At 67.8% G+C, this 24,478-nt stretch carries 11 protein-coding genes and 1 tRNA gene; 7 read left to right on the forward strand and 5 right to left on the reverse strand.

Going from position 1 to position 24,478, the window contains the following annotated elements:
• Positions 1-50: 50 nt before the first annotated feature.
• The gene (locus ABFD92_04835; GenBank protein MEN6503844.1) at positions 51-827 is read left to right on the forward strand and encodes a class I SAM-dependent methyltransferase; all 777 of its coding nucleotides are present in this window, start codon (positions 51-53) and stop codon (positions 825-827) included.
• A 12-nt stretch (positions 828-839) separates the two neighbouring features.
• Here the strand turns inward: ABFD92_04835 and ABFD92_04840 are convergent.
• Together ABFD92_04840 and ABFD92_04845 are read right to left on the reverse strand one after the other, a co-directional pair.
• Positions 840-913, reverse strand: a tRNA-Arg gene (locus ABFD92_04840).
• A 126-nt stretch (positions 914-1,039) separates the two neighbouring features.
• Entirely contained in the window at positions 1,040-2,017 is a 978-nt protein-coding gene (locus ABFD92_04845) for a sigma-70 family RNA polymerase sigma factor (GenBank protein ID MEN6503845.1), read from the reverse strand.
• 411 nt (positions 2,018-2,428) lie between these two features.
• Between ABFD92_04845 and ABFD92_04850 the strand changes: the two genes are divergently transcribed.
• From ABFD92_04850 to ABFD92_04860, 3 genes are read left to right on the forward strand one after another with little or no spacing between them, the layout of a single operon-like run.
• On the forward strand, positions 2,429-4,048 hold the full coding sequence (locus ABFD92_04850; GenBank protein MEN6503846.1) for an exosortase C-terminal domain/associated protein EpsI: 1,620 nt from the start codon (positions 2,429-2,431) through the stop codon (positions 4,046-4,048).
• 10 nt (positions 4,049-4,058) lie between these two features.
• On the forward strand, positions 4,059-8,612 hold the full coding sequence (locus ABFD92_04855; protein MEN6503847.1) for a hypothetical protein: 4,554 nt from the start codon (positions 4,059-4,061) through the stop codon (positions 8,610-8,612).
• Positions 8,609-9,631: an XrtA system polysaccharide deacetylase gene (locus ABFD92_04860; GenBank protein ID MEN6503848.1), complete on the forward strand. Its 1,023-nt coding sequence runs from the start codon at positions 8,609-8,611 to the stop codon at positions 9,629-9,631. Before ABFD92_04855 ends, ABFD92_04860 begins: the two co-directional genes overlap by 4 nt.
• Here the strand turns inward: ABFD92_04860 and ABFD92_04865 are convergent.
• Together ABFD92_04865 and ABFD92_04870 are read right to left on the reverse strand one after the other, a co-directional pair.
• Entirely contained in the window at positions 9,565-12,543 is a 2,979-nt protein-coding gene (locus tag ABFD92_04865; protein MEN6503849.1) for a right-handed parallel beta-helix repeat-containing protein, read from the reverse strand. The genes ABFD92_04860 and ABFD92_04865 overlap by 67 nt on opposite strands.
• 113 nt (positions 12,544-12,656) lie before the next feature.
• A complete protein-coding gene (locus tag ABFD92_04870) occupies positions 12,657-14,225 on the reverse strand; it encodes an MATE family efflux transporter (GenBank protein ID MEN6503850.1) in 1,569 nt (522 codons plus the stop codon).
• A gap of 245 nt (positions 14,226-14,470) precedes the next feature.
• Between ABFD92_04870 and ABFD92_04875 the strand changes: the two genes are divergently transcribed.
• Positions 14,471-15,757 (forward strand): MFS transporter, encoded by a 1,287-nt coding sequence (locus ABFD92_04875; GenBank protein ID MEN6503851.1) that lies wholly within the window; start codon positions 14,471-14,473, stop codon positions 15,755-15,757.
• Between the two features lie 114 nt (positions 15,758-15,871).
• Positions 15,872-17,257, forward strand: a complete 1,386-nt coding sequence (locus tag ABFD92_04880; protein MEN6503852.1) for a vanadium-dependent haloperoxidase — start codon at positions 15,872-15,874, stop codon at positions 17,255-17,257.
• On the opposite strand, the gene ABFD92_04885 is transcribed toward ABFD92_04880, so the two are convergent.
• Positions 17,229-21,506, reverse strand: coding sequence for a PQQ-binding-like beta-propeller repeat protein (locus ABFD92_04885; protein ID MEN6503853.1), 4,278 nt, complete (start codon positions 21,504-21,506; stop codon positions 17,229-17,231). The genes ABFD92_04880 and ABFD92_04885 overlap by 29 nt on opposite strands.
• Positions 21,507-21,754: 248 nt before the next feature.
• Here ABFD92_04885 and ABFD92_04890 point away from each other — a divergent pair, with 248 nt between their 5' ends.
• Positions 21,755-24,409: a glycosylhydrolase-like jelly roll fold domain-containing protein gene (locus tag ABFD92_04890; protein MEN6503854.1), complete on the forward strand. Its 2,655-nt coding sequence runs from the start codon at positions 21,755-21,757 to the stop codon at positions 24,407-24,409.
• The last annotated feature ends 69 nt before the right edge of the window (positions 24,410-24,478 follow it).

Below are 24,478 nucleotides of genomic sequence, written 5' to 3' on the forward strand. Positions count from 1 at the left end.
ATTGCCTTGGGGAAGGCATCATTTCAAGAGGGGGGTGCAAAGTGCGGAATATGTGGAAGCGCGTCAGGCGCGCCTGGAACAAGCGCGGTCCGGTGGGCTTTGCGCGACTGGCGTGGCAAAACGTGAGGTACTATGCGCGGCTGCCGTTCGATTCGAGGATCGGCCGCGGTCAGCGCTTCGACCACGAGTTCGACAATCGCTACGGCACCGACACCACGGGGTACGTTCCCATCGGGGCCCTGACGGTGCCCGCCGAGCATGAGGATCACGCGCGCGAATACGCTCCGACGGACACTCTTGCCTTCCAGGCGATCCTGGCGCGACTGGAGATCGACCACTCCAGGTACGTCTTCATCGACGTTGGCTCCGGGAAAGGCCGCACCCTCCTGCTGGCCTCTGACTATCCGTTCAAGCGGATCATCGGCGTCGAGTTCGCCCGGGAGATGCACCTGGTAGCCGTCCGCAACATTGCGATCTACCATTCCCCGACGCAGAAATGCACCCGCCTGGAGTCTGTCTGCGCCGATGCGGTGGCTTTCGATCTGCCGGACTGCCCGCTGGTCTGTTTCCTGAACAATCCCTTCGACGACGTCATCATGGACAAATGGTTGGCAAGCCTGAGGCGATGGGCGGCCGGTAATTTGCATGGGGTCTACGTCGTATATCACAACTGTTACCACCGCGCCTTGTTCGATCGCTCGCCGCACTGGCAACTGGTGGTAGAGGGAGGCTCCATGGCCGTAGGCGACGCGTTCGCGATCTATCAGTACATCAGAGAAAGCGCCCCAGCGGTTGCATCAGCCGCGCCCGAAGGCGTTTCCGCGTAACGGCACATGCATCGCGCCCGGTAGGACTCGAACCTACGACCTGCGGTTTAGAAGACCGCTGCTCTATCCAACTGAGCTACGAGCGCTTGGCGGAATTATCGACAACGGTCAAGTTTATCGGGCAGGGGGTATAGAAACAACTGGGTAGCGGCAACCCCTTGGCGAGGGGAAAGCCGCGGGCGACGCGCGAAGCATCCATTATGCCAGCGGTTTTACACGGCCAACCGCCAATACGCTTCGACGGCGGGGGCCAGCGGTTTGCCCAGATAGGTGCGTTCGAGGGCCGAGCGGATCTTCTCCAATGCGACGATCTGGATCTGTCGCACGCGCTCGTCGGTGAGGCCGACCATCCGGGCGATCTCGGCCAGGGTGCGGCTCTTGCCCCCGCTGGAGAGGGCGAAGCGTTCGTCGACAATGGTGCGTTCGATCTTGCTCAGCCGCGCTCCATTGGCGGTGAGGATCTCCTTGAGCGTCTCGACGGATTCGCGCCACTGCTGGTCCTGGCGGGCGTTGGCGGCATCGTGGTAATCCAGGTCGGAAGTGAACTGGATCGGCAGGCGCTTCTGACGGCGCTGGTCGCGTTTGGCCATGCGTCCGAACGCTTTGAGAATCGAGCGGCAGGCGTAGGTGGAGAACTTGGCCCCGCGCGAGACGTCGAAGTTCTCGATGCTTCGCAGCAGGGCCATGCTGCCCTCGCTGATCAGGTCGGCCGACTCGATGCATGAAATATACGATCGCCGGGCCATGGCGTAGACCAGCGCCAGGTTGGCGCGTACCAGCATGACGCGCATGTCGGCCGCACGCTGGCGCCACAGGTCGGCCTGGCTGTCGGGCTCGTCGCCGTCGGCCTGCGACAGCAGCGTGCAGAGGCGGTAGCGGGCATAGTTGTAGCGGCGGAAGAGCAGGCTTTCTTGCTCGCCTGTCAGGGCGGTGGAATTCGTCGGCTGCCGATCGCTATCGGGTCCCTCGACCGGATTCCAGGTCGAGGCGGCGATCTTGAGGGCTCCGCCGCCGAAGAGTTCGCTCTCGGTCCGGGGATGCTGGAAGGAGGGGTGAAAGACGTACTTGATGTCTTCTCCCTCGGCGTCCTGTGTCGCCGGGGGATCGGCCGGAGGCGTCGGTTCCCCCTGCCGCCGCGGCGTCCGCCGAAGCCTGGTGGTCGGATACGCTGCCAGCGTTGCACTGCTCATGATAATCCTCTTGCTGTCTTTCAGAGCGGAGCCCGTTGAGGCCTCGCCTTCCTGAATGTGAATACGGCACAAATCACTTGTTCCCTTGGCACATGGGTTGGCCCCCTGTCAGGCCTGACCATCTTGAAAGAACTCTAGCGGGGCACCGTGGCTCCGCACCATCAGGCTTTGCCTGTTTTGCAGGGGTGGATTGACTGGAGGGGGCATGGGGGGCGGTCCCTTGTCGGCGGTGGGTGGTCTCTAGTACGCCGCCCCGATGCGGCAGTGGTCGGTTGGCGTGGGCGCCGAAAAAGTGCGGCGCGTTGGGAATGGTGCGGGGCGTGCCTATGATCAAGATGATTCCCCGCGGGGACAAAGGGGCAGCCGATCCCTTCGGCGCGTTTGTATCATCATATGGAAATCGCAGTGAACATGCAGATGCGCCGCTGGCAGAGCGTGGCGGTGGGGGCGGTGCTGTCGTGTACCGCCGTGGCGGCCTATTGGACGACCCTGGGCGGGATGTGGCAGCGGTGGTATCCGGCGTGGGGCCGCGCGGATCTGGGACTGATCGATCGCATCAGCGAGGGGGAGAGCTACTACACGCACGGTCCGCTGATGGCGGTGGTAAGCGTGGCCGCGGCGCTGCTGCTGTTGCGTTACACGCGTATCGCGGTGGCGCCGCGGCGGCGGGCGGGAGCGGTGGTGCTGTGCGCGGGGCTGCTGGTGCTGCACCTGGGAATGCTGGGCCGCGTGTCGTTCATCAGCGCCTTGAGTCTTCCGATCGTGATCTCGGGGCTGATCCTGCTGCTGTGGGGCGCCGAGGCGCTGAAGCGGCTGTGGTTTCCAGTGGCGATTCTGGGGTTCATGATCCCGCTGCCGGAGGTGACTATCGCCGAGTTGAACTTTCGCCTGAAACTGGTCGCCACGGACTGGGGCGTTCGCCTGGCGGGTTTGGCCGGCGTGACGGCCGTCCGGTCGGGCAACCAGGCGTTTCTCGCCGGCGGGCAGTCGCTGGTGGTCGCCAACGTGTGCAACGGTCTGCGGACGCTGTTGAGTCTGGTGGCGTTCGGGGCGCTGTTTGCGTACGTCAGCCGCCTTCGCGGGGCGTGGGCGGCGCTGCTGTTCGCGATGTCGATTCCGGTGGCGTTGGCGAGCAACGCGCTGCGGATCGCGGCGCTGGTGGTGGCTGCCAGCGTGTTGGGCGTCGAGGCGGCGACAGGGTGGTTTCATGACGCATCGGGGATAGGCCTGCTGGCGGTGGCGATGGGGCTGATGTTCGCCCTGGAGCGCGTGCTGCTGGAGGTCCGCGCCAAGCTGAGCAAGGCGCCGCTGCCGCAGGGGCGGTTCAGCGCCGTGATGGCGGCCGACAGCGCCGGCGGGCAATGGTCTCGCCTTGGCCATGCACTGTGCGGCCGCCGGGCACTGGTGGCGGCGGGGCTGCTGGGGCTTTCGGCGGCGTTGACGCTCTGGTCGGCGCGTCCGTTGCGCAACGTTTTGCCGGCGGCCGATTCGTCGCTGCTGGCCAGTCGGGTGACGATCGACGGGCTGCGTTACGACAGCTACAGTCTGGACCTTGACGAGCGGACGCTGACGATCCTGGAGCACCCGAGCTACTGCTATCGTCGTTACGTGCCGGCGAAAACAACCCGTCCGGCGATGGATGTCTGGCTGCTGCTGGCGGGGGAGAACCGCAAGGGGATCCATCCACCGGACCTGTGCCTGGAAGGCGGCAGCGCGGGGATCATAGCCAAGCGCGACGTGACGGCCCCGTGCGGTGGCGGCGAGGGCATTCCCTGTCGGGAGTTGATCGTGCAGGACCAGGAGCGGACGTATTATTACCTGTACACGTACCGGTTCGGGCGCCAGTACACGCGCAGCTACTGGCATCAGCAGATGCGCCTGCTGGCGGGGGGTCTGCTGGGGCGCCCGACCCAGGGGGCGCTGATCCGCGTCTCGTCAATCTTTGAGGCGGCGCAACTGGAGCAGACGCGCCGGGAGGCCTTTGCCATGCTGGAACAGGCCTTGCCGCGTCTCGATGCGGCGTTGCCATAAGGGGGTCTTGATGAAGCGACTGATGTTGATCGTCTGTATCGTGGCGGTGCTGGGCGTGCTGTCAGCGGCGGCGGTGGCGTACTGGCACTACAGCGACTCCTCGCGGGTTCTGGCGCGGGCTCGGATCGCCCTGGACGCGCATCAAAATGCCGTGGCGGCGGAGCTGGCCGAGAAGTACCTGCGGAGCCAGGAGAACGATCGCGAGGGTTGGCTGGTGCTGGCGTCGGCGCGGGTGAGCCTGGGAGCCTACGACGGGGCGCGAGCGGCGTTTCATCGCGCCGCCGCTCTCGGGGCCGACCAGACCAGCGTGCGAACGGGGATCGCCGAGACGTACATTCTTCCGGCGATGCATGTCAATATCACCGGGGCGGGGATCAGCCAGGTGAGCATCCTGCGGGCGGCGCTGGAGAGCCTGGACAAGGCCCAGGCGGAACTGGACGAGGTGAAGGAAGAAGACCCCGTCCGGGCGATGAGCGTGCAGGGGCTCCAGGGTTCGGTCGAGATGATCCGCGCCCGCCTGTGCCGCAAGATCGCCATGGTGCTCTTGCACAGCAGCCAGCTCGCCGGCGCGGGCGGGGCCCTGACGCAATCGGGTCGCTACGCTGCCGATGGCGCCGCAATGGCCCGGACCGCCCAGACCTGGGAAGACAAAGCCGTCACCACGCTGTCGGACACGCTGCTGCGGTCGAAGGGGGCTCTGGCGTCGCTGGCCAGCCGCAAGAAGCGCCAGATGCTCCTCAAGCACATCGACACCTCCGCCCGCAACGCTGTCCTTCTCTGCGAAGACCTCGCGGACGACGGTCGCTCCCGCGACCTGCTGGAGATCGTCCACGGTCTGGGGGAGGCGGCGCCGGTGGCGGCCGCGATGAGCGACCTGCACGCAGTACACGTGGCACAATTCGACACCTCCCGCGCTCGCCGCGCCGCATGCCTCGCCGCTGCCCAGCGCGTCGAGGGGCTGCTGTCGGCCGGGCAGGCGGGCTCCGACGACTGCCTCCAGATGCGGCTGATCCAGGCCGAACTGCTTCTGGGCGCCGACGAGTTCGTCAAGGCCGACCAGGCGGTCACGTCGGTCCTTAAGGACAAGAGCGCCTGGATGGACGCGCGCAAGCTTCACGCCCGCGTGCTGATCGCCCAACGGCGATACATCGACGCCGAGAAGCTGCTCTTTGTGCTCAAGACCGACTCGCCGGATCGCCCTGACGTGCTGCACCTGTACGCCCAGGCGGCCGCCGGAGCGGGCAAGCTCGTGCTCGCCCACGACGCCATGCGGGCGCTGCTGGAACTCAACCCGTCTTTCGCCCCGGCCAGGAAGTATCTCGTCGAGCACTACCTGCTGGAGAACTACTCCGAGCAGGCGTACATGCAGGCCCGCACGTTCTGGCAGACAAACCCCGACAACCCCGACGCCCTGCGGCTGTTGATCGAGACGGCCTTGAAGACCAACCGTCGCCCCCAGGCCCGCAATGCCGTCGAAGAAGCGCGAACAAATTACCCCAACAGCCTGACCATGCTGGCGACGGCGGCAGTGTGCTGCCAGAGGATGGACGAACCGGCGGCCGCCCGCCAACTGGCGCTGCAGGCCATCCGGTTTTCGCCGGTGAGCATTCGCGGGCGTCTGACGCAGGCGCGAGCCATGGCGATCCTGGCCCAGTTCGAGGCCGCCCAGAACCTGCTGGCACGCGAATTGGCCGCCAACGGCGACGTGGCGGAGGTTCAGTTCGCGGCTGCGGAGTTCTATCTCGCTGCCGGGCATGCAGCCCAGGCAATCGAGCGGTACCGTGCGGGGCTGGCGGCGGAACCGACAGCCGCGGTGGAGCGCCTGGCATTGGCTCGGGTGCTGCTGGACCAGGGTCTGGCGCGACAGTGCCTGCAGACGCTGGAGGGTTTTGCCCAGAGTCACGCGGCGGCCGAACTGGTGCGCCTCGAGGCGCGGGTGCTGCTGGGAGAAAAGGTGGACCTCTCTCAGCTTCGCATGTCGAACAACCGCTCGGCCGTGCTGGCCATTGGCCAGGCGCTGCTGCGGACGCGCCAGAGCGCCTTGGCGCTGTCGCTGGCCCGGGCGGAACTGGTCAAGGCCCCGCAGTCGTACGAGCTCAACGTGCTGGCCGGGCAGGCCCTGCTCGAACAGGGCGACGCCAAGGCCTGTCAGGAGCATTGGGCGGCGGCGCTGTCGTCGGACCCGACGCGTCTGGACGTGTACCTGCGCCTGGCGAACCTGCTGGGCAGCCAGGGCGGCATCGAGCAGGCTTCGCAGCGGTTGATGCAGATTCCCGGCGCGCGGCAGGAGATGGTTCTGCAGGCCGAGGGAACCATCTGGACGCAAGCCGGCGCGCATGACGCCGCCGCGGCCGTCTATCGCCGCCTGTCCCAGACCAGCGGCGTGACGACCTCGCAGGCTCTGCAGGCCAGTTTCAGTCTGGCGGCCAGCCTCGCCCGAGCCGGGCGCTTCGACATGGCTCTGGCGCGGCTGGACGTGCTGGCCCAGCAGCCGACCGTGCGGGCGCAGGCGCTGTGGGGCAAGGCCGAGGTGCTGGCGGCGGCCGATCGCCCCGCCGAGGCGCTGGCGTGCCTGGACGAGGTCTGGAAAGACGCCCGGACGCGCCTGGACGCCGCCCGCATGGCGCAGACGCTGAGAATGTACGCCCGCCTCGGTCAAAGCGACAAGGCCGCCGCCTGCTGCGACGACATCATCCTGCACGTTCCCGGCGGCGACTACTGGGGGTGCATCCTCAAGGCCCAGGTATACCAGGCCGGTGATAAGCTCGACCAGGCCGAAGCCCTCTTCCGCCGCGCCATCGCCCTGCTGCCGACGGACCTGATCGGATACGAGGGCCTGGCCCAGGTGCTCGACGCCCAGCAGCGCCCCGTCGAGGCGCTGGCGGCGCTGGAGACCATGGGCGCCCAGAGCTGGTCGGGACGCTGCCAGGCCCTTCTGGCCCGGGCGCATATGCTGGGGCGGTGGGGCCTGTACGCCCCGGCGGTCGAGACCCTCGACGTGCTGGTGCGCGAGGGGTACGCCGACAATCCGTCGATCCGCCTGACCATCGGCGAGGCGATGGTGGAGTTCGGCCATCCCCAGCAGGGGCGCCAGTGCCTCTCGCAGATTCCGCCCAGCGCCGGCCAGTACATCGCGGCACAGTTGGCGATGGCGAAAATAGCCCCGACGCATCAGGAGGCGATGGCGATCCTCGAGCAACTGGCGCCGCGCCAGGGGGAAGAGCCGGAAATTCTCGAAGCCATCATGTCGCGCCTGATCGCGGTGGGGCAGTGGGACCGGGCGCTGGAGCAGTTTGCAGCCCATGCCCAGACGCAGCGCCGCTGGTACGGGTGGCCCATCGGGGCGGCCTGGCAGGCGGCGCGGGCGATGATCCACCAGAAGGACTACCCGCGCGCCGCAAGCCTGGCCAGGCGCATGGCCAGGCAAAGCGGCGGACGGGACTGGCGGCGGCTGGCCATCGTGCTGGACCCGGACACGCCGATGGCGGACGTGGCCGCGGCGTCGCAACCGCAGGCCGTGGACCTGCTGCTGGCCTTGGCGCGCCAGGCCCAGCAAGGCCTCCCCTGCGACGCGCGCGTGCTGGAAGACTTCCAGAACGCCGCGGCCAAGCCCGACAGCCGCGCCGGAACCGCCTGGCAGGCCCTGGCGGCTATCATGACGCTGGAGAAACCCTCCGCCCAGCAGACCATCTCGCTGGTGCGCAGCGAGGACGACGACGACGCCCTGACTCGCGTTCTGGCACAGTCGCTGCAGGACACCGCGCCCTGGCCTCACAGCCGAACCGTCGCCGCGCGATTGGCGCGAACCTACGTGGCGCTGGACATGGAGCAGGGACCCCTGGCCGCCCAGATCGCCCGCGCCACCCTCGGCGCCCAACCCACCTGCCAGTGGGCCGCCGTCCTGGCCGTCCGCGCCGACAACACCCCCCAGGCCATCTCCGACGTGCTGGCGCAGATCCAGCCGCCCGGCGGCGTGGGCGCCCAGATCATCCAGGCCGCCCAGTTCGTCCGCCAGAAGAAGTATCGCCAGGCCGCCGACGCCTACGCCAGCGCCGCAGACGCCGCCGGAGGCATCGCCGACTTGAGGCTTGAACAGGCCAAGGCGCTCTACCAGTGCGGCCAGGCTGAGCAGGCGCTGGAGATGTACAAGCAGCTTCGCACCAACGCCTCGGGCAAGGTCGCCGCCGCTGCCTCCAACAACGCCGCCTGCCTCGTCGCCCGGATGTACCCCAACGACCGGGCCAAGCTCGGCGAGGCGTATGGCTGGGCCGTCACGGCCGTGCAGACCCATCCCAAGTGGTTGTATCACGACACGCTGGGATGGCTCTGTCACCTGCTGGGTCGCCATGAAGAGGCTTGCCTGCAACTGCGGTTGGCGCTGCGAGACACGAACCATTCCGGCGAACTTCACGCCCATCTTGCGGCGGCGGAGAAAGCCGCCGGAAACGAGCAACTGGCCCGCTGGCACGAGCAGGCCGCCCGCATGTTCACCCCCCGCGCGGGCGCCGGTCTGGCCGGGGGCACCAGCGACGCGATCCTGCCGCACCTGGGAGAAGCCCCATGACGCCTACCACCGTCGAAGCAACCCGCCCGGACGCCGCCGCGATCGCGGAGATGGCGGTCGCCCCCCGTCCGTGGCGGGCGCCCGTGCAGGCGAAGCTGCCGGCCAACATGCTCTCGTTCGACGTCGAGGAGTATTTCCAGGTCCAGGCGGCCTCCTCATGCGTCAAGCCCTCGCAGTGGGACTCGATCCCATGGCGCCTGGAGGCCGCCGTCGACGGGCTGCTGGACCTTCTGGCCCGTCATGGAACGCTGGCGACGTTCTTCGTGCTGGGCTGGGTGGCGCGGCGTCAGGGTTCGATTATCCGGCGCATCGCCGCGGGAGGGCACGAGATTGCCTCGCACGGCATGACGCACACGATGATCCAGCACCTCAACGCTAGTCAATTCGCCCGCGAGATTCGCGACAGCCGCAAGGCGCTGGAAGACCTCAGCGGCTGCGCGTGCCTGGGATACCGCGCGCCGACGTTCTCGCTGACGCACAAGACGGCCTGGGCGATCGACGCGCTGATCGAGGAAGGCATCGAGTACGACTGTTCGGTCTTTCCGATCCGCCACGACCGCTACGGCGTGCCCGAGGCGCCGCCGGAGCCTCATATGGCCGTTGGGCCCGGCGGGGGTCGAATGCTGGAGATTCCGCCGCTGACGGCACGCCTGCTGGGGATGAATTGGCCGGTGGGCGGCGGGGGATACTTCCGCCTGCTCCCCCTGGCGGCGACGCGGGCGGCGTTGGGCGCCGCCCAGCAGTGCGGGCGCTGCACTATGCTATACCTGCACCCGTGGGAGTTCGATGCGGACCAGCCGGTGCTGGCGATGTCGCGATTGAGCCGGTGGCGCCACCGGGTAGGGCTGCGCCGAACGCCGGGGCGCCTGGCGGCGCTGCTGGAACAGTTCCGCTTTGCGCCCGTCGGCGCCTGCGCCGCGGCGCTGCGCGCGTCGGACCTGGGGGAGCATCGCTACGGCTTGACCGCCGCAGCGGCCGCCGGCGGTGAAAAATCGAACTTCTCCGGGCGGGCGAAGTAATCCGCCGAGACGTCGGCGAACTGCGGTTCCTCAAAGCGGTTGCCCCGAATGCGCGGACCCAGGCCCGACATCAGCTTGAAGCTGACGTTCTGCGGACCGTACTCCATGACGAAGTCCGGACCGGCCGAGCGGAACAGCGTGTTGTTCTCGAAGGCGATGTCCGCGGCGAATCGTTTCTGCCGCAGCGACAGCGAGGGTCCTTCCGAGGTCACCAGCACGTTGTTGCGAAAGACGTTGTCGTTCATCCGCACCTTCTGCTCGACAGTCATGTCATTGATCTGGACAGCCGCGGCGGTCTTGGGCTCGCTGCCCTCCTGCCAGCTCTGCCGCCCGATCCAGATGGTGTTGCGTTCGAAAACGTTGGCGGTCTGATCGTACGCGACGACCTTCTGCGAACCGACGCCGCCGGCAGACAGGGCGATGCCCTGACGCGTGTTGTTGAAGATGAGGTTGTCGGTGGCGGCCGACTGCGACACCCCGTTGCTGAGCAGGATGCCCTCGCCGGTGTTGGTGTGAATGACGTTGCGCTGCAGGAGCAGTTCACTGACGCGCCCGTCGTTGTGCAGCCCGCTGGCGCCGTTTCGGTACGCCAGGCAGATCCGGACCGTCACGCGCGAGTTCGGCAGAACGCGGCTGCCCAGGTACAGACCCTCGGCGGTGTTATCGTGGAAGACGCAGTGCTCGATGAGGATGTCGTGCAGGTCTTCCTGCCCGCGCAGGCCCCACTTGTTCGCGTGGCTGTCCAGGTTCCGCAGGGCGATCTGACCGCAGGCGTTGAGGTCCACCCCGGCGCTGGTGCTGGCCGACCCGGCGCCGACGAGCGTCAGACCGTCCAGGGTGACAAAGTGGCAGCGGTCGAGCACCGCGCAGGCCAGTTGCCCCTCGATGACGGCGCGGTGGCCCGGGTACGCCGCGATCAGGATCGGCGCCTCAGCGGTGCCGATGAGCCCCCGCAGAATCAGCGGGTACTTGCCCGCATACGTGCCTTCGCGGAACAAGACCGCGTCGCCGGCCTTGAGGTCGCGGCGCACCGCCGCGAAGGTGGCGTAGGGCGCCGAAGCGTCGTCGACCTGCCCATTGTCATCGCTGCCCGCCGGCGAGAGGAAGAAGATCCGCTGCGGGCGGTATCCCTGGGCCGCCAGCAGCGCCCGGACGTCCTGACCGTACTTGGCGGTGACGGTGTCGGGGGTATTCAGGGCGGCGTTGGCGTCGCTGGCGTCGGGGCCCAGCGGGCTGGCCGGACCGTACCCGTCGCCGTCGTTATCCCAGTAGAGCACGCCGGCGCCGTTGCGAGATCCGGCGCCGCTGGAGACGCCGGTGACCGCCGCGCCGGCGCCGGCCGCGACCGTCAGTTGCGGGGCGACCCGGCGCACTGCCGCGGGAGGAATGGCCACGGCCTCGACGGGCACCGCCGCGGCCAGCGGTTGCACCACCACGTTATGCACCGCCACCGATCCGCCGCCGCGGGAGAAGTCGAACTTCTCGGGGGTGGCGAAATAGCTCGGCGAGACGTCGCGGAACTTGGGGTCTTCGTAGACATTGCCCTGGACGCGGTTGCCCAGTGAGGCGATCGCGGCATAGGCGAGCGTCTGGGGCACCGACTCGACGCACATCGCCGGACCGGCGATGCGGAAGAGGGTGTTGTTCTCGATGCCCGTCACGGCTGCGAAACGCCGCTGCTTGAACGAGAACACCGGTCCGCGCTGGGTGACGATCACGTTGTCGCGGAAGATGTTTTCGCTCATCTGGATGGTCTGGGCGGTGGTGGAGTCGTTGAAGACGACGGCGGGAAAGTCCACCGGCTCGTACTGCCCGTTCCATCCGCGCTGCCCGATCCAGATGGTGTTGCGCTCGAAGAGGTTGCCGTTCTGGCTGTACGGGACGATCTGCGGATTGGGATCGGTGTACGTGTACATCACGATGCCCTGTTTGTTGTTGTTGAAGATCAGGTTGTCGCGAACGATCGAACTGGACACCCCGTTGATGAACGAGATGCCGCCCAGGGCGTTGGTGTGGAAGGAGTTGTTCTCGAGCAGCAGTTCGGTCACGCGGCCGTTGTGCTGGAACCCATGTCGCCCGTTGCGGTAGGACAGGCAGTTTCGCATGGTCAGGCGCGAGTTGGGGGCCTCGCGGCAGCCCAGGTACACGCCGTGCTCGACGGGGTTGTTGTGCAGCACGCAGTCTTCGATCAGGATCTCGTGGAGGTCCTGCATCCCGTGGATGCCCCACTTGTGACCGCAGGCCTCGATGCGGCGCAGCACGATGCGGCTGCAGAAGTGCATCGACACGCCCGCGCTGCTGCTGGTGGCGCTGCTGGTGAGAGTCAGACCGTCGAAGACGAGATTGCGGCAATTGCCCAAGGCCAGCGCCAGCCCTTCGGCGTCGATCACGACGCGCTGCCCCGGATACGCCGCAACCACGATGGGCTGGTCGTCCGAGCCCTGGACCTTCTGGCAGACCATGGGGTACTTGCCCTTGTACGTGCCGCCCATGAACAAGACCGCGTCGCCGGCCCGCAAGCTCCCAACCACCGCGGCGAATGTGGCGTAGGGCTTGGCCGGGGCATCGGCCTGTCCTGTGGCGTCCCTGCCGGCCGGGGCGATGTAGAAGATGCGCCGCGGGCGGTAGCCCTGCTTGGCCAGCAGCGGCGAGATGTCGTCGCCGTACTTGGCCTTGACGGTGTCGGGCGTGTTGACCAGGGCGTCGGCGTCGTCGGCGTCAGGCCCCATCGGGCTGGCCGGACCGTACCCGTCGCCGTCATGGTCGATGTACAGCGACCCGGCCCCCGGCGGGGGGCCCGCTTCGGCCGGCGCGATGACCTGCCCGTCGACCTTTGCGATAGTTCCTGTGAACGCCGCAAGAAACGCTGCAACCAGAGCGACTCCGACGGAGACTTTAGGCGTGGTTGGCATGGGTCCCCCTCCCGTTGTGTGCCTATGGAGTTTTACGCGATATCTCTACCCCTGCCCTTCATCCGCAGGCCCTATTTCAGCCACAGGCTTTGCCGGATGGGCTTACTCCACGCTTACACTTCCCCGGATTCTTCGCCAAAGGCCGCCGCGGGTAGATCCGGCACCGGGCGGCGCACGACGGTCTTGCGCCAGCGCCCGCTGAGATAGTAGGCGAAGCTCGCCAGCATCGAGACGGCGAAGCTGGCGGCCATCGCATACCACACGCCCGTGATGCCCATGTGATCCGCCAACCACAGCGCCATCGGCACGCGGACGACCCAGAGGCTCACCAGCGAAAACACCGTCGTCACCATCGTGTGCCCCGCGCCGTTGATGACGCCGTTGGTGACGAACATGAAGGCGAAAAACACGTAGCACGAACCCACGATGCGCAGATAGCCCGCCCCCAGTTCCACCACCTCCTTGCCGCACTGGGGGCACATCGTTTTGCCCGCCCCGCCCGGCTGCCCCGCGCGATTCTGCATCGCCGCCACGGACGGCCCCGATGCCGCCGGCGGGCGGTGATCCTTGCACAGCGCGCCGTCGCCGCTGTCGCTGATGAAGACTCGCATGAGCGTCTCCGGAATGCTCACCGCCAGCGCCGAGGCCGCCAGCGTAAAGCCGCCGCTGAGCACGCAGCCCCACAGTACGATCTGGCGCACGCGATGGTGCTTGCGCGCCCCGATGTTCTGCCCGGCCAGCATCGACACCGCCATGCTCAACGCCAGCGCCGGCATGAACGCCAGCATGTCGATGCGACCGGCGATCCCAAAGGCAGCCGTGGCGTTGCCGCCGAAGCCGTTGACGATGCCCGTCACAAAGACCATGCTCACCGACACCAGCGACTGCTGCAGTGCCGAGGGGAATCCGATGCGCGTCGTGATCAGCGCCGTGTGCCCGTCGAATGCCTTCCAGCTCGCCGCCGGGGCCACCAGGTTTTTCTGCCGCCGCAGCACCACCACCAGCGCCCCCAGCGCCAGGCCCTGGGCGATCAGCGTTGCCCAGGCCGTTCCATTAAGCCCCAGCGCGGGAAGCCCGAGCCAGCCGAACATCAACAGCGGGTCCAGCGCCGCATTGATCGCCACCGCAGCGGCCTGGTAGTACAGCGGCGTGCGGGAGTCGCCGATGCCCTGGAGCATGCTGCGCGTCAGGAAGAGGCCGTAGCCCATCGGCAGCGACAGCAGGAAGATCCGCATATACTGTTCCGCCAGGGGCAGCACGTCCTCCTGCGTGTCCATCGCCCGCAGAATCGCCGGCGTGAGCAGCTCGCCTGCCGCCACCAGCACCAGGCTGCACGCGCCGATGAGGATGGTCGAACTGTTCACCACGCGGCGAATCGCCCCCTCGTCTTTGGCCCCGTAGTGCTGAGAAATCAGGATGCTCGACGCCAGCGTCAGCCCCATCCCCGCCGAGATCAGAACGAAGACCACCGGCATCGAGACCGTGACTGCCGCCACGGCATTCTCGCCCAGGTACCGTCCCACCCAGAAGAGGTTGATGAGGCTGTGGCCCATCTGCAGGGCGTTGCCAGCCAGCATCGGCAGCGAGAAGATGATCAGGTGCCGGGGAATGCTGCCGGTAGTCAGATCGCGCCCCCGCAACAGCGGCGAGGCAGCGGGCAAAGGTTTGTCGGGCTCGGTCATTGAAGCGGCTGGCCTTGAAAACATTGATTAGACACCTGCGACAGGGGCTTGGCAATGGAGAAGAAACAACCGACGACGAGGACGAGGACGAGGACGAGGACGAGAAGAACACTCTCCCCGTCCGTCTTTTGTTTGTTTCTTAATCCTCTTAATCCTTTCTATCCCGTCAACCTGCCTGCCGGCAGGCAGGTCCCGCACTCCTCGTCTCCGTCCCCCGCCTAGAATCCTTCAGGGCTTCAGACAGGATGAACCCAGGCACAACGACATCGGGAGGCATTGGCGGGCGCGATCATGCCACGCTTCGGTTCGCCTCTATCGTCGCCAGTTATGGCTTGGGATCGTTCGCCGAGAACTTCTTCAAGCAGGCCGCCATGCTGCTGGCAGTCGGGCAGGGAATGGCGTACTTGCAGGGTCTGGCGGCGATACTGTACTCCCTGCCGTATCTGCTGCTGGCGGCCGCGGCGGGCTGGCTGGCGGACCGCTATTCCAAGCGTCGCGTGCTCATCGCGGCCAAGTGCCTGGAGGTGCTGGCGATGTCGCTGGCGGCGTACGGGCTTTACAGCGGCAACTGGACGCTGATCATGGTGATGTCGGCCCTGATGTCCACGCACGCGGTGATCTTCAGTCCTGCATTCAATGGAACGCTTCCGGACCTGTTCGATCGCCAGGACATGCCCCGCGCCAATGCGGCGACCAAGATTGCGCTGATCGGGTCGATCCTGGCCGGGGTGGCGTTGGCGGGCGTGGTGCTGACGCGCAGCGGCTCAGAGCACGACGCGCGCGTCCTGATCGCCTGGATGACCGTGGCGGTGCCTCTGCTGGGCCTGGCGGCGGCGATGGGGGCCCCGCGCCGCCCGGCGGCAGACCCGCACAAGCGGTTCCCCCGTGCCGGTCCGCTCTCGTCGATGCGTCACCTGATGGCGATGCGCAAAGACCGATTGCTGGCTTACACGGTCATCGCCGACACGTTCGTGTGGTTCCTCGGTTCAGCGCTGATCCAGTTGACCAATACCCTGGGCGTGCAGCAGCTCCAGTTCGGTGAAGAGACGACCGGGCTGTTGGTGGTAGCCGAACTGGCGGGCTTCGGCGTCGGCGGTTTGCTGGTGAGCTTCTACGCCGACGGCAGGGTGTGGTACCGCCTGGTGCCGCTGGCGGGGGTCGTTGCCAGCGCGTTCATCGGGGCGGTCTGGCTCGTGCCGTACCTGCCGCAGTCGTGGCACGTCTGGGCGGTGGTAGCCGCGCTGGGCGGGGCCGGCGCCGGCGGCGGGGCGATCCTCATCCCCGCGGAGAGCTTCATCCAGGTTCGCCCCGCCGCGGCGAGCAAGGGGACGGTGATCGCCGCGGCGAACTTCGCCAATTTCGGCGGCATCCTCCTCTCGGGCGCGGTGGCCAACCTGCTGGATTACTGGTTCACCCCTGCCGCGGCCTTTGGGGCCCTGGCCCTGCTGGCGCTGGTGGTGACCGCGGTGATCGGCGTAACGATGCGGTCGCTGTCGCAGCAAGAACTGGCAGAGGCGTCCTTCGACGCGTGAGCTAGAGCAGCTTGTCCCGGGCCCGGAAATGATGCAATTTCGTTTTGCCGAGTTCGCCCGCCCGGGCATATGATCAGTGCCGGGAGGGGTCAAGTGCAAGAGGGGGGGCTTGGGATGCGCAGGTTATTCCTGGTGGCATGGGCGCTGTTGGTGCTGATATGCGCCCAGGCAGTCCGTGCGGACGCGGTGTTGGACTGGAACAACGTCTGGCTGGACATGATCCGCGCCACGGGCGGGCCGCCTGCCCCCGTCTCGCGGGCCGGAGCGATGGTCCACGTGGCGATCTTCGATTCGGTCAACTCCATCGACCGCCTGTACTATCCGTACCTGGTCAAACTGGACGCCCCGCCCACGGCCTCGCACGAGGCAGCCGTGGCGGCGGCGGCCTATAACGTCATGTCTTGCTTGTACCCTTCGCAGCAATCGGTGCTGGACTCGCGTTACGCCTCGGCCTTGGCGGCGATCCCCGACGGGGCCGGCAAGATGCAAGGCGTGACGCTGGGCGCGGCGGTCGCGTCGGCCGTCATCGCCGACCGCGCCGCAGACGGCTGGGACACGCCGGGGACGTACACTCCGGCCGGAACGCCCGGGACATGGCGCCCGACGCCGCCGGACTACACGGCGGCGTTCGACCCGCAGTGGAAGAGCGTCCAGACCTGGTCTATTCCCAGCGTCGAGGCGATTCGCCCGCCCGCGCCGCCGGACCTGACCAGCCCCGAGTATGCCGCCGAGTGGCTGGAGGTCTACCAGAAGGGGGCCCTGACGGGCTCTACCCGCACGACGGAGGAAACGCAACTGGCGTCGTTCTGGGCCAACGACCGTGACGGCACCTACAAGCCGCTGGGACAGCTCAATGCCATCGCACAGGAAGCCTCCATCGCCAAAGGCTTGAGCCTGATCGAAAACGCCAGACTGTTCGCGATGCTCAACGTGGCGATGGCTGACGCCGGGATCGTCGCATGGGACGCCAAGTACGCCTATGACCTCTGGCGCCCCATCACGGGAATCCAGGAGGCCGACACCGACGGCAACAGCCTCACCTTCGCCGACCCGACATGGGCGCCGCTTTCGGACGACCCGCTGGTCAACGGCTTTACGCCCCCCTTCCCCGCCTACACCAGCGGGCATGCGACGTTCGCCGCCGCGGCCGCGACGGTGATGTCCGACTTTTTTGGCGAGTCGATGACGCTGACTGTCGGCACCGACGACCCTGGATATACGGGCGGCCTCAGAACGTATTCGAGCTTCTGGGAGATGGCCCAGGAGAACGCCCAAAGCCGCATCTGGCTGGGCGTGCATTGGCGATCCGACGCCGTCTACGGTCTGGCCAGCGGACAGCAGGTTGGGCAGTACGTCGCCGACAATGAATTTGGCGTGGTCCCCGAGCCGATGTCGCTGGCGCTGGCGGCCCTGCCTTTGGCGGGCCTGCTGCGGTGGCGCAAGGAGGCCATCTTCACGTGGTTGAGGCGTGTCAGTGGAACAGCACGTCGTTGGGGATGAACTGGCGGGGGATGTTCGGGCCGCTGTACTCGACCTTGAGCAGTTTGCAGGCGGTGACTTCAAAGTACGCCAGGCGGATGGGGTGCAGGCCCGCTCGCAGGGCGATCTGCCCGCTGGCCATCTGCGGGGGGTGGCGGCGGTCGTTGTCGGCCACCCGGGCGTTGCCGATGAAGAGGCAACTGCCGTCGTCGCTGGTGGTATAGAAGGTGTAGACGCCGTCAGTGGGCACGCGGATGTACCCGGTGAAGGTGACGCCCCAGTTGTCGCCAGACGTCCAGGGGCTGATGTCGAAGCTCGGGGATGTTCCGGTTTTGAGGACCTTGAGAGCCCCCATCTCGGCGATGGTCTTGACGCCCCCGCCGGCGTAGGCGTAGGTCAGGCCCGGCTGAACGTTGGGCGGCGTGTCGGGGGCCCGGGCGGCGAGGATGCGGTAAGTCTGCTCTCCCGTGGGGATAGTGGCGAAGGTCTTGCCCGGCGCGCCGGCGGCGGCTTTGACCACCGTGCCGGCCCCCAGGCGCAGCGGGGCGGTGTAAGGCTGACCTGCCGAGAGCGGGTCGGTGCTGTCAAGGGTGTATCGCACGGCAGCGCCGCGGACGGCCGTGCCGATCGCGACGGTGACTTCGCCGACGTAGTCGCCTCCGGGCGGGGTCATGACGGGGCGATAGGCCTGCTGGACGATGGCGTCGACGCCGACAGCGGCGCTGGCTGCCAGGGCGGCTCGCGGCTCGGCCGGCAGGGCGGCTGAGGCGGCGCCGGCGGCGAAGGCCCTGGCGGCGGCCGAGGCCTTGGCGGCTGCGGCGTCGAAGGTGGCGATATCGGGGCTCTTGCCGGCCAGCGCGGCCAGGTCTCGGATGTCGGCGGTCAGGGAGGCGAAGGCTTTTCCGCCGCCGGCGTGGGTGCGAAAGAGGTGCGCGCCGTCAGGGGCGGTGATGGCGACGGCGCGGTCGAAGATGACGCCGCGAGTGGTGAAGTCGCCGAATCCGCGGTCGTAGAAGGGCAGCGAGGCCAGTTCCTGGCGGGCGATGCGCTGACCGCCGGCCAGATCGAAGACATCGACGTACATCCGCGAGTCTTCCGGGCGATACCACAGTCTGCCGTTTCGCATATCGGCGTTGAGGCTCTCGCCGGTCGAGGCCCACAGGACCACCAGCGTGTGGCCGACCTCGCGCAGGTCCAGCACCGTGCAGACGCGGACGAGGTCGCGCGGCTGAAGTTCGTACGCCGCCTGCTGCTTCGTGGCGGTGTCGAAGGCGGACACCTGTCCGCAGGCGTGCAGGTAGAGCCTGCCGCCGCGGGGGAACATCGCGATGCTCGAAGGGTAACGGTCCTGGATGGACTGGTCGAACCACATGTCCCAACCGGCGGCGGCGTCGCCGGCGAGGCTCCTGGCGTGCAGCCAGGCGGTTCGCCCGACGAACCGCATCGCCGTGCTCTCCAGCGGCGGGCGGTGCGGCGAGTCGCCCGGCCCGGCCGGACGCGCCTGGCGAAGCTGTCCGGTGCGAGGGTCGTGATAGCTGACGCCGTGCTCTTGCCACTGGCCGTGTACCTGCACCTGAGGCCAGCGGACCACCAGACCCTGGTCGGTCAGGGCGATGTCGCGAATATCGCCCTGCACGCCGGCAGCTTTCAGCGGACCGGCCCAGAGTACGTTGCCGCCGGCGGGATCGACGACGGCCGCCGCGGGCGGCTGCCCCGGTCCCGACGCCGCCCATACCAGTCCCTGCCCGCCGCCCAGGCGAGCGGGGGCGAAGGGCAGTGCGGCTGTCCATGCCGGCGCGCCGTCGGCGGCGCGGAACGCCTCCAGCGAGCGCGCCGCGGACAGGACGATGGTGCGACCTTCGACGATCGCCGCCTGCGGACGCGTGGGCAGCAGGCGCTGCCAGATCACACCGGCGCCGGCGCCGGCCGCGGCAAGGGTGCGCCCCGAGAGCACCACAAATGTCTCCGCGGCGGCGGGGTCGGTCAGCAGCAGGGGGCTCTCGCAGGAGAGGGTCAAGGCGTCTTCCAGCGGCAGACCCAGCGGCACGTCGGGACCGGCGGGCGTGGAGGGGCGGGCGAACGCCAGCGGTGGGGCGGCGGCTTCGAGCACCGTGCCGTCGTCGAGCAATACGATCTGTGCAGCCGCCCCGGCAGGAAGGTCGAGCCGTTCGGCGATCTGCCCGGTGGCCGCGGCGATGCGGACCAGCGATTCGCCGGCGGCGATGACGGCGCTATCGCCCACGAGCGAGCCGCGCCCCTGAGACCCCTGGGGCAGCGGCGTGATCCAGCGGCGCGTTCCCGTGGCGATGTCGACGCCGGCCGCCCAGCGGTTGCTCATGGATACCGCCACGCCGCCGGCGGCGCCGAGCAGGCGGTCGCTGGGCGTCAGGGGGGCTTCCCACAGCAGTTCGCCGCTGTCGCACCGCAGCGCCAGCACGCCGCTGTGATCGCGCGGGGCCGCCAGCAGCACGCTGCCGGCCACTACCGGCGAGACGCCCTGGCGGGCGAAGTTGTGCGAGTCGGGCGCCGCCCCAACGGCGCTGGCGTAACCGCTGGTCCAGATCAGCGCCCCGTCGCGCAGGTCGCAGCGGGCGATCAGCCCCATGTTCGTCTGGCAGTACACGCTGCCGCGGTGGATCGTCACTGCGCAGCCGCCGCGGGCGAGGTCGCGATGAGTGAACGGTTGCCACCCGATGGCCCGCTTCCAGAGCATGCGCCCGCTGCGCCCATCCAGGCACAGCAGGTACCACATCATGGGCGGGCCTTCGTCCTCGGCCGTGCCGATATCCTGCTCCGCCGGACCCAGGGCCAATGCGAAGACGCAGCCGTCGGCGGCGGCGGGGCGGGACATGATCGTCAGGGCGGCTTGCGACCGCACGACCTGGAACTGCTCGTCATCGGCTGTGGTCCAGAGCGTCTTTCCGGTGGCGGCGCTGACGGCGGCGATGGCGGAGCGGGTCGCGTCGCTCTGGTAGTAGTAGAGGATGCTCGCGTCGGACGAGAAGGCGGAGCTTTCACCGTCTGCCGTCGAGGCGCCGCGTCGCTGGAAATCGGCGGCGGGGTTTTCCCTCTGGTAGCGGCGGGCCGCGTTGGCGTCCCAGGGCAGGGGGGTCTGGTTTTCACCGCAGGCCCAGGCGGCTGCGGCGTCGTCGAATCGCGCGACGCGGTTGCCTGAATACACGATCAATGCCGCCCCGGCGGCTTGCACATGGCTGATCGGCCAGGGGGTGTGCAGAGCGAAGTCCCCGACAGGCCCGTCGCCGACGCGCCCTTCGAGCGTCCACGGGGCCGGAAGGACAATCCGCCGCCGCGGCAGGTTCGCCAGTCTCATGGCATGGGCGTCTCGCCCATGCTCTTGCTGCTGGTCGCCTGCCAGCAGGGCCTGTTTAATCTCTCTCGCGGGCGCCTGGGCGCCGCGCCAGGGCAGTTGCACGCCATCGTCGACAGCCGCCATCGCATCGAGCAAATCCTGTCGCGTCTGGCTCTGCTGGGCCAGCGCCAGCCACAGTCCGACCTGGGCCTGGCCGCGCAGGGCGGGGTCGGCGGCGTGGGAGATGACGTCGGCGAAGGCGGCGGCGGCCCATTGCGGGCGACCGCTGCGCAGCGCCTTCTCGCCGAAGCCCGCCAGCAGTTCATGGACGCCCGCCGACCAGGGGTATCGCCGCCAGGCCGCCAGTGCCGCCTCGGCGTCGGTATCCAGCCGCGCCGCGGATACCAACCGCTCGGCCGCCTGGTTCTGCGCCGCCCGCACGGCCGTCAGCCTCGCCTGCGGAAGGGCGAGCATCATCCGGTCGACCATCGCCTGGCACGAGACCCAGTGTGACTGCCCGACGGCGACGCACGCGCCGCTGCGGGCGGCAAGGTCGAGCGTTTCCTGAACGTCCTGGGCCGAGACCGGCTCGGGGGCGGAGATCTGCTTGAGAGCCCCCGACAGCGCCGCCCATCGCGTCTGCAACTCGAAGTTCGTCTTGGTCAGCGCCACGCGTCCCGATGGGAACCGAGCCTGGTCCACGCCTACGGGCATGAGTTCGTTGACGGCCGCGGCGTGTCCAAAGCTGCCTAGCAGCGTCACCGCCGCCGCCCGCGCCTGGGGAGACTTGTCCGCCAGTTCCTTCAGCCGCCCCAGCAGCGCCGGCAACTGATCGTACCGCTGCTGCGCGATGGCGAACGAGACAGCCTCATTGCACACCGCCGTCGCGGTTGCCGGCTCGGCAGGCAGATTCCCCGCCAGCACCTGCTGCATCGCCTGCTCCTGCGCGCGAGTTGGCACGGCGAAGGCTGCGAGGGTCGCCGCAGTGAGCACGAGTTTCAGGCCAAAGGTTTTCGTGGCGAATCTCCCGCGTGTTAAACCCCGACCATCGGTGCGCGGGCCTATGGAGTGCGGCAGCCTTAGCTGCCGCTTTCAACGCGTCCCACAGGAGGCCAACAACTGCCAAAGCGGCAGCTAAGGCTGCCGCACTCCATATTGCACGCCGCTGCCGCGCGTGTTACTTTCGCCTCCATCGTAAGGAGATTCCCATGCACTCACGCGTTCGCGAGTTGCTTGAAAACCGCGGCGGGAACTATCTGCTTCCGTTCTTCTGGCAGCACGGCGAGGACGAACCGGTCCTGCGCGAGGAGATGGCCCGCATCGCACAGTGCGGCGTCGGGGCGGTCTGCGTCGAGTCGCGGCCGCACCCGGACTTCTGCGGTCCGCTGTGGTGGCGCGACATGGACATCATCATGGACGAGGCCCGCCGCCGTGACATGAAGGTCTGGGTGCTCGACGACGCGCACTTCCCGACCGGTTTTGCCAACGGCTGGATCCGCGACAAGTTTCCCCAGCTCAAGAAGATCTATCTCGCCGAGCGGCACATGGACGTCGCCGGCCCGCTCGCCGGGGCGAGCATCATGGTCAACATGTGGGTGGGCGAGCCGGACACGCTGGTGGCCGTCGTCGCTGCGCCGGTTTCGCCCACGGGCAGCAGCACCGGCGCCGAGCCGGTGGACCTGACCAACCGCATCCGCGACAACCGCCTGTACTGGGACGTGCCTGCCGGTCAGTGGCGGGTGTACTTCGTCTTCGAGACCCAAAGCGGCGGCGGCAACCAGGACTACATCAACCCGATCGAGCCGGCTTCGTGCCGCGTGCTGATCGACGCGGTGTACGAACCGCATCGCGAGCATTACGCCGCGGACTTCGGCAAGACGCTGGTGGGCTTCTTCAGCGACGAGCCCAACATCGGCAACGGCGGCGGGCTGTACGATGTTTCCATCGGCCGCAAGCCCATGGTGCTCCCGTGGCGGGCGGGGCTGCTGGCCGAGCTGCAGCGCGAGTTCGGCGCCCCTGTCGCGGCGCTGCTGCCGGGGCTGTGGCACGACATCGGCCCGGCGAGTTGGCCGCTGCGATACGCGTACATGAACCTGGTCAGCCGCCTGTACAGCGAGTGCTTCGCCGGGCAGCTTGGGCAGTGGTGTACGTCGCACGGCCTGGAGTACATCGGGCACATCATCGAAGACGGCGACGCGCACACGCGCATGGGCGCCAGCGCGCCGCATTTCTTCCGCGCGATGGACGGCCAGACCATGAGCGGCATCGACGTGGTGCTCTGCCAGATCCGCCCCGGCCTCGACCGGCGCAACGCCACGTGGATCATCGACGACCACGCCGACGGCGAGTTCTATCACTACGAGCTGGCCAAGCTCGGGGCCTCGCATGCCCACATCGACCCGAAAAAGCGAGGCCGCGCCATGTGCGAAATCTTCGGCGCCTACGGCTGGGCCGAGGGCCTGCGGCTGATGAAGTGGCTCACCGACCACATGCTCGTGCGCGGGATCAACTGGTACGTCCCGCACGCGTTCTCGCCCAAGGAGTTCCCCGACGGCGACTGCCCGCCGCATTTCTACGCTCGCGGAAAGAACCCGCAGTTCCGCTACTTTGGCGAGTTGATGCGCTACACCAATCGCATCTGCCACCTGATCAACGACGGCCGCCACGTCGCCGACGCGGCGGTGCTCTACCACGCCCAGGCCGAATGGTCGGGCGAGTACATGTCAATCAAAGAGCCGCTGCGCGTACTGGCGCAGGCGCAGCTTGACGCGGACATCGTGCCGGCCGACCTGCTGGATGCGACGACGGCCGTGCGCGGCGGCAAGCTCGTCATCGCCGGTGAGGATTACGGTTGCCTGATCCTGCCGTGCGCCCAGCGCTGGCCCCGCGCGACGCTCGAAGCGATCGTGCGCATGATCGGCGAGGGGCTCAAAGTTGTTGTGGCACAGCCTTTCCAGGCTGTGGAGGCACAGGCTGGAAAGCCTGTGCCACAGCAGTGGCCCGTCGGCATCAGCGAGGGCGGCGACGCCAGTGCGCTGCTAGACTCGCTGCGGTGTGCGCGGGTCTGCGCGCTGGACGATCTGCCCGCGGTGCTCGGCGCGTGGGGCGTCACCGGCGTGCGCACGGGCAATCGCCAACCGTACCTGCGCAGCTACCAGTACCGCCACGACGGGTTGACGATGTGGATGTTCTTCAACGAAGACCCCGCCGCGACTATCGACACCAGCGTCTGGCTCGATGGCGCCAAGAACGTGGTGGCATACGATGCCTTCGCCAACGTGCTGTTGGCCGTCGAGGGCGCCGAGCCCGAAGACGGCGGCATGCGCGTTCCGCTGACGCTCTCGGCCGAGGAATCAATCGTGCTGCTCTCGGGCGAAGGGTGCCATGGCGGCCGTCTTCCAGCCGCCATGTCCCTGACTTCTGCGAAGGGCAAAGTCGTTCCCGTCGCCATCGAGCAATGGGCCGTCTCGACAGCCGACTCCCAGGCGTACCCGACGTGTACGCCCTGGCGGTCGCTCGATGCTCTGGTCAACCTGTGCGAGCCTGACCTGCTGCCCGGCTTCTCGGGCACCATTGCATATGAAGGTGGATTTGATGCCCAGGGCGCCGAAGGCGGCCACGTATTTCTGGACCTGGGGGAAGTGGGGGAGACCGCCGAAGTCTGGCTCAACGATGAGCCGCTGGGTCTGCGGATCGCCCGCCCCTATGCCTTCGACGCCACCGGCGCCTTGCGCGAGGGGCGAAACCGCCTGCGGATCGAGGTGACCAATACGCTGGTGTACGCCCTGCGCGACTGGTGGTCGAAGTTCATGGCCCAGGGCCCATCAGGTCTGATCGGTCCGGTGGTGTTGCGGTACGCGTAGGAAGAAACGGTTCGTCCACGGATCTATAAAAAGAGGCTCACGCCGCGCATTGGGTTGCGGCGTGAGCCT

Source organism: Planctomycetaceae bacterium (genome assembly GCA_039680605.1).
Classification (GTDB): Bacteria; Planctomycetota; Phycisphaerae; order SM23-33; family SM23-33; genus JAJFUU01.

What these genes read in the sequence shown, in the direction of transcription:
- ABFD92_04835 (MEN6503844.1), top strand. Translation starts at nt 51, where the DNA reads ATGTGGAAGCGCGTCAGGCGCGCCTGGAACAAGCGCGGTCCGGTGGGC.
- ABFD92_04845 (MEN6503845.1), bottom strand. Translation starts at nt 2,017, where the DNA reads ATGAGCAGTGCAACGCTGGCAGCGTATCCGACCACCAGGCTTCGGCGG.
- ABFD92_04850 (MEN6503846.1), top strand. Translation starts at nt 2,429, where the DNA reads ATGCAGATGCGCCGCTGGCAGAGCGTGGCGGTGGGGGCGGTGCTGTCG.
- ABFD92_04855 (MEN6503847.1), top strand. Translation starts at nt 4,059, where the DNA reads ATGAAGCGACTGATGTTGATCGTCTGTATCGTGGCGGTGCTGGGCGTG.
- ABFD92_04860 (MEN6503848.1), top strand. Translation starts at nt 8,609, where the DNA reads ATGACGCCTACCACCGTCGAAGCAACCCGCCCGGACGCCGCCGCGATC.
- ABFD92_04865 (MEN6503849.1), bottom strand. Translation starts at nt 12,543, where the DNA reads ATGCCAACCACGCCTAAAGTCTCCGTCGGAGTCGCTCTGGTTGCAGCG.
- ABFD92_04870 (MEN6503850.1), bottom strand. Translation starts at nt 14,225, where the DNA reads ATGACCGAGCCCGACAAACCTTTGCCCGCTGCCTCGCCGCTGTTGCGG.
- ABFD92_04875 (MEN6503851.1), top strand. Translation starts at nt 14,471, where the DNA reads ATGAACCCAGGCACAACGACATCGGGAGGCATTGGCGGGCGCGATCAT.
- ABFD92_04880 (MEN6503852.1), top strand. Translation starts at nt 15,872, where the DNA reads ATGCGCAGGTTATTCCTGGTGGCATGGGCGCTGTTGGTGCTGATATGC.
- ABFD92_04890 (MEN6503854.1), top strand. Translation starts at nt 21,755, where the DNA reads ATGCACTCACGCGTTCGCGAGTTGCTTGAAAACCGCGGCGGGAACTAT.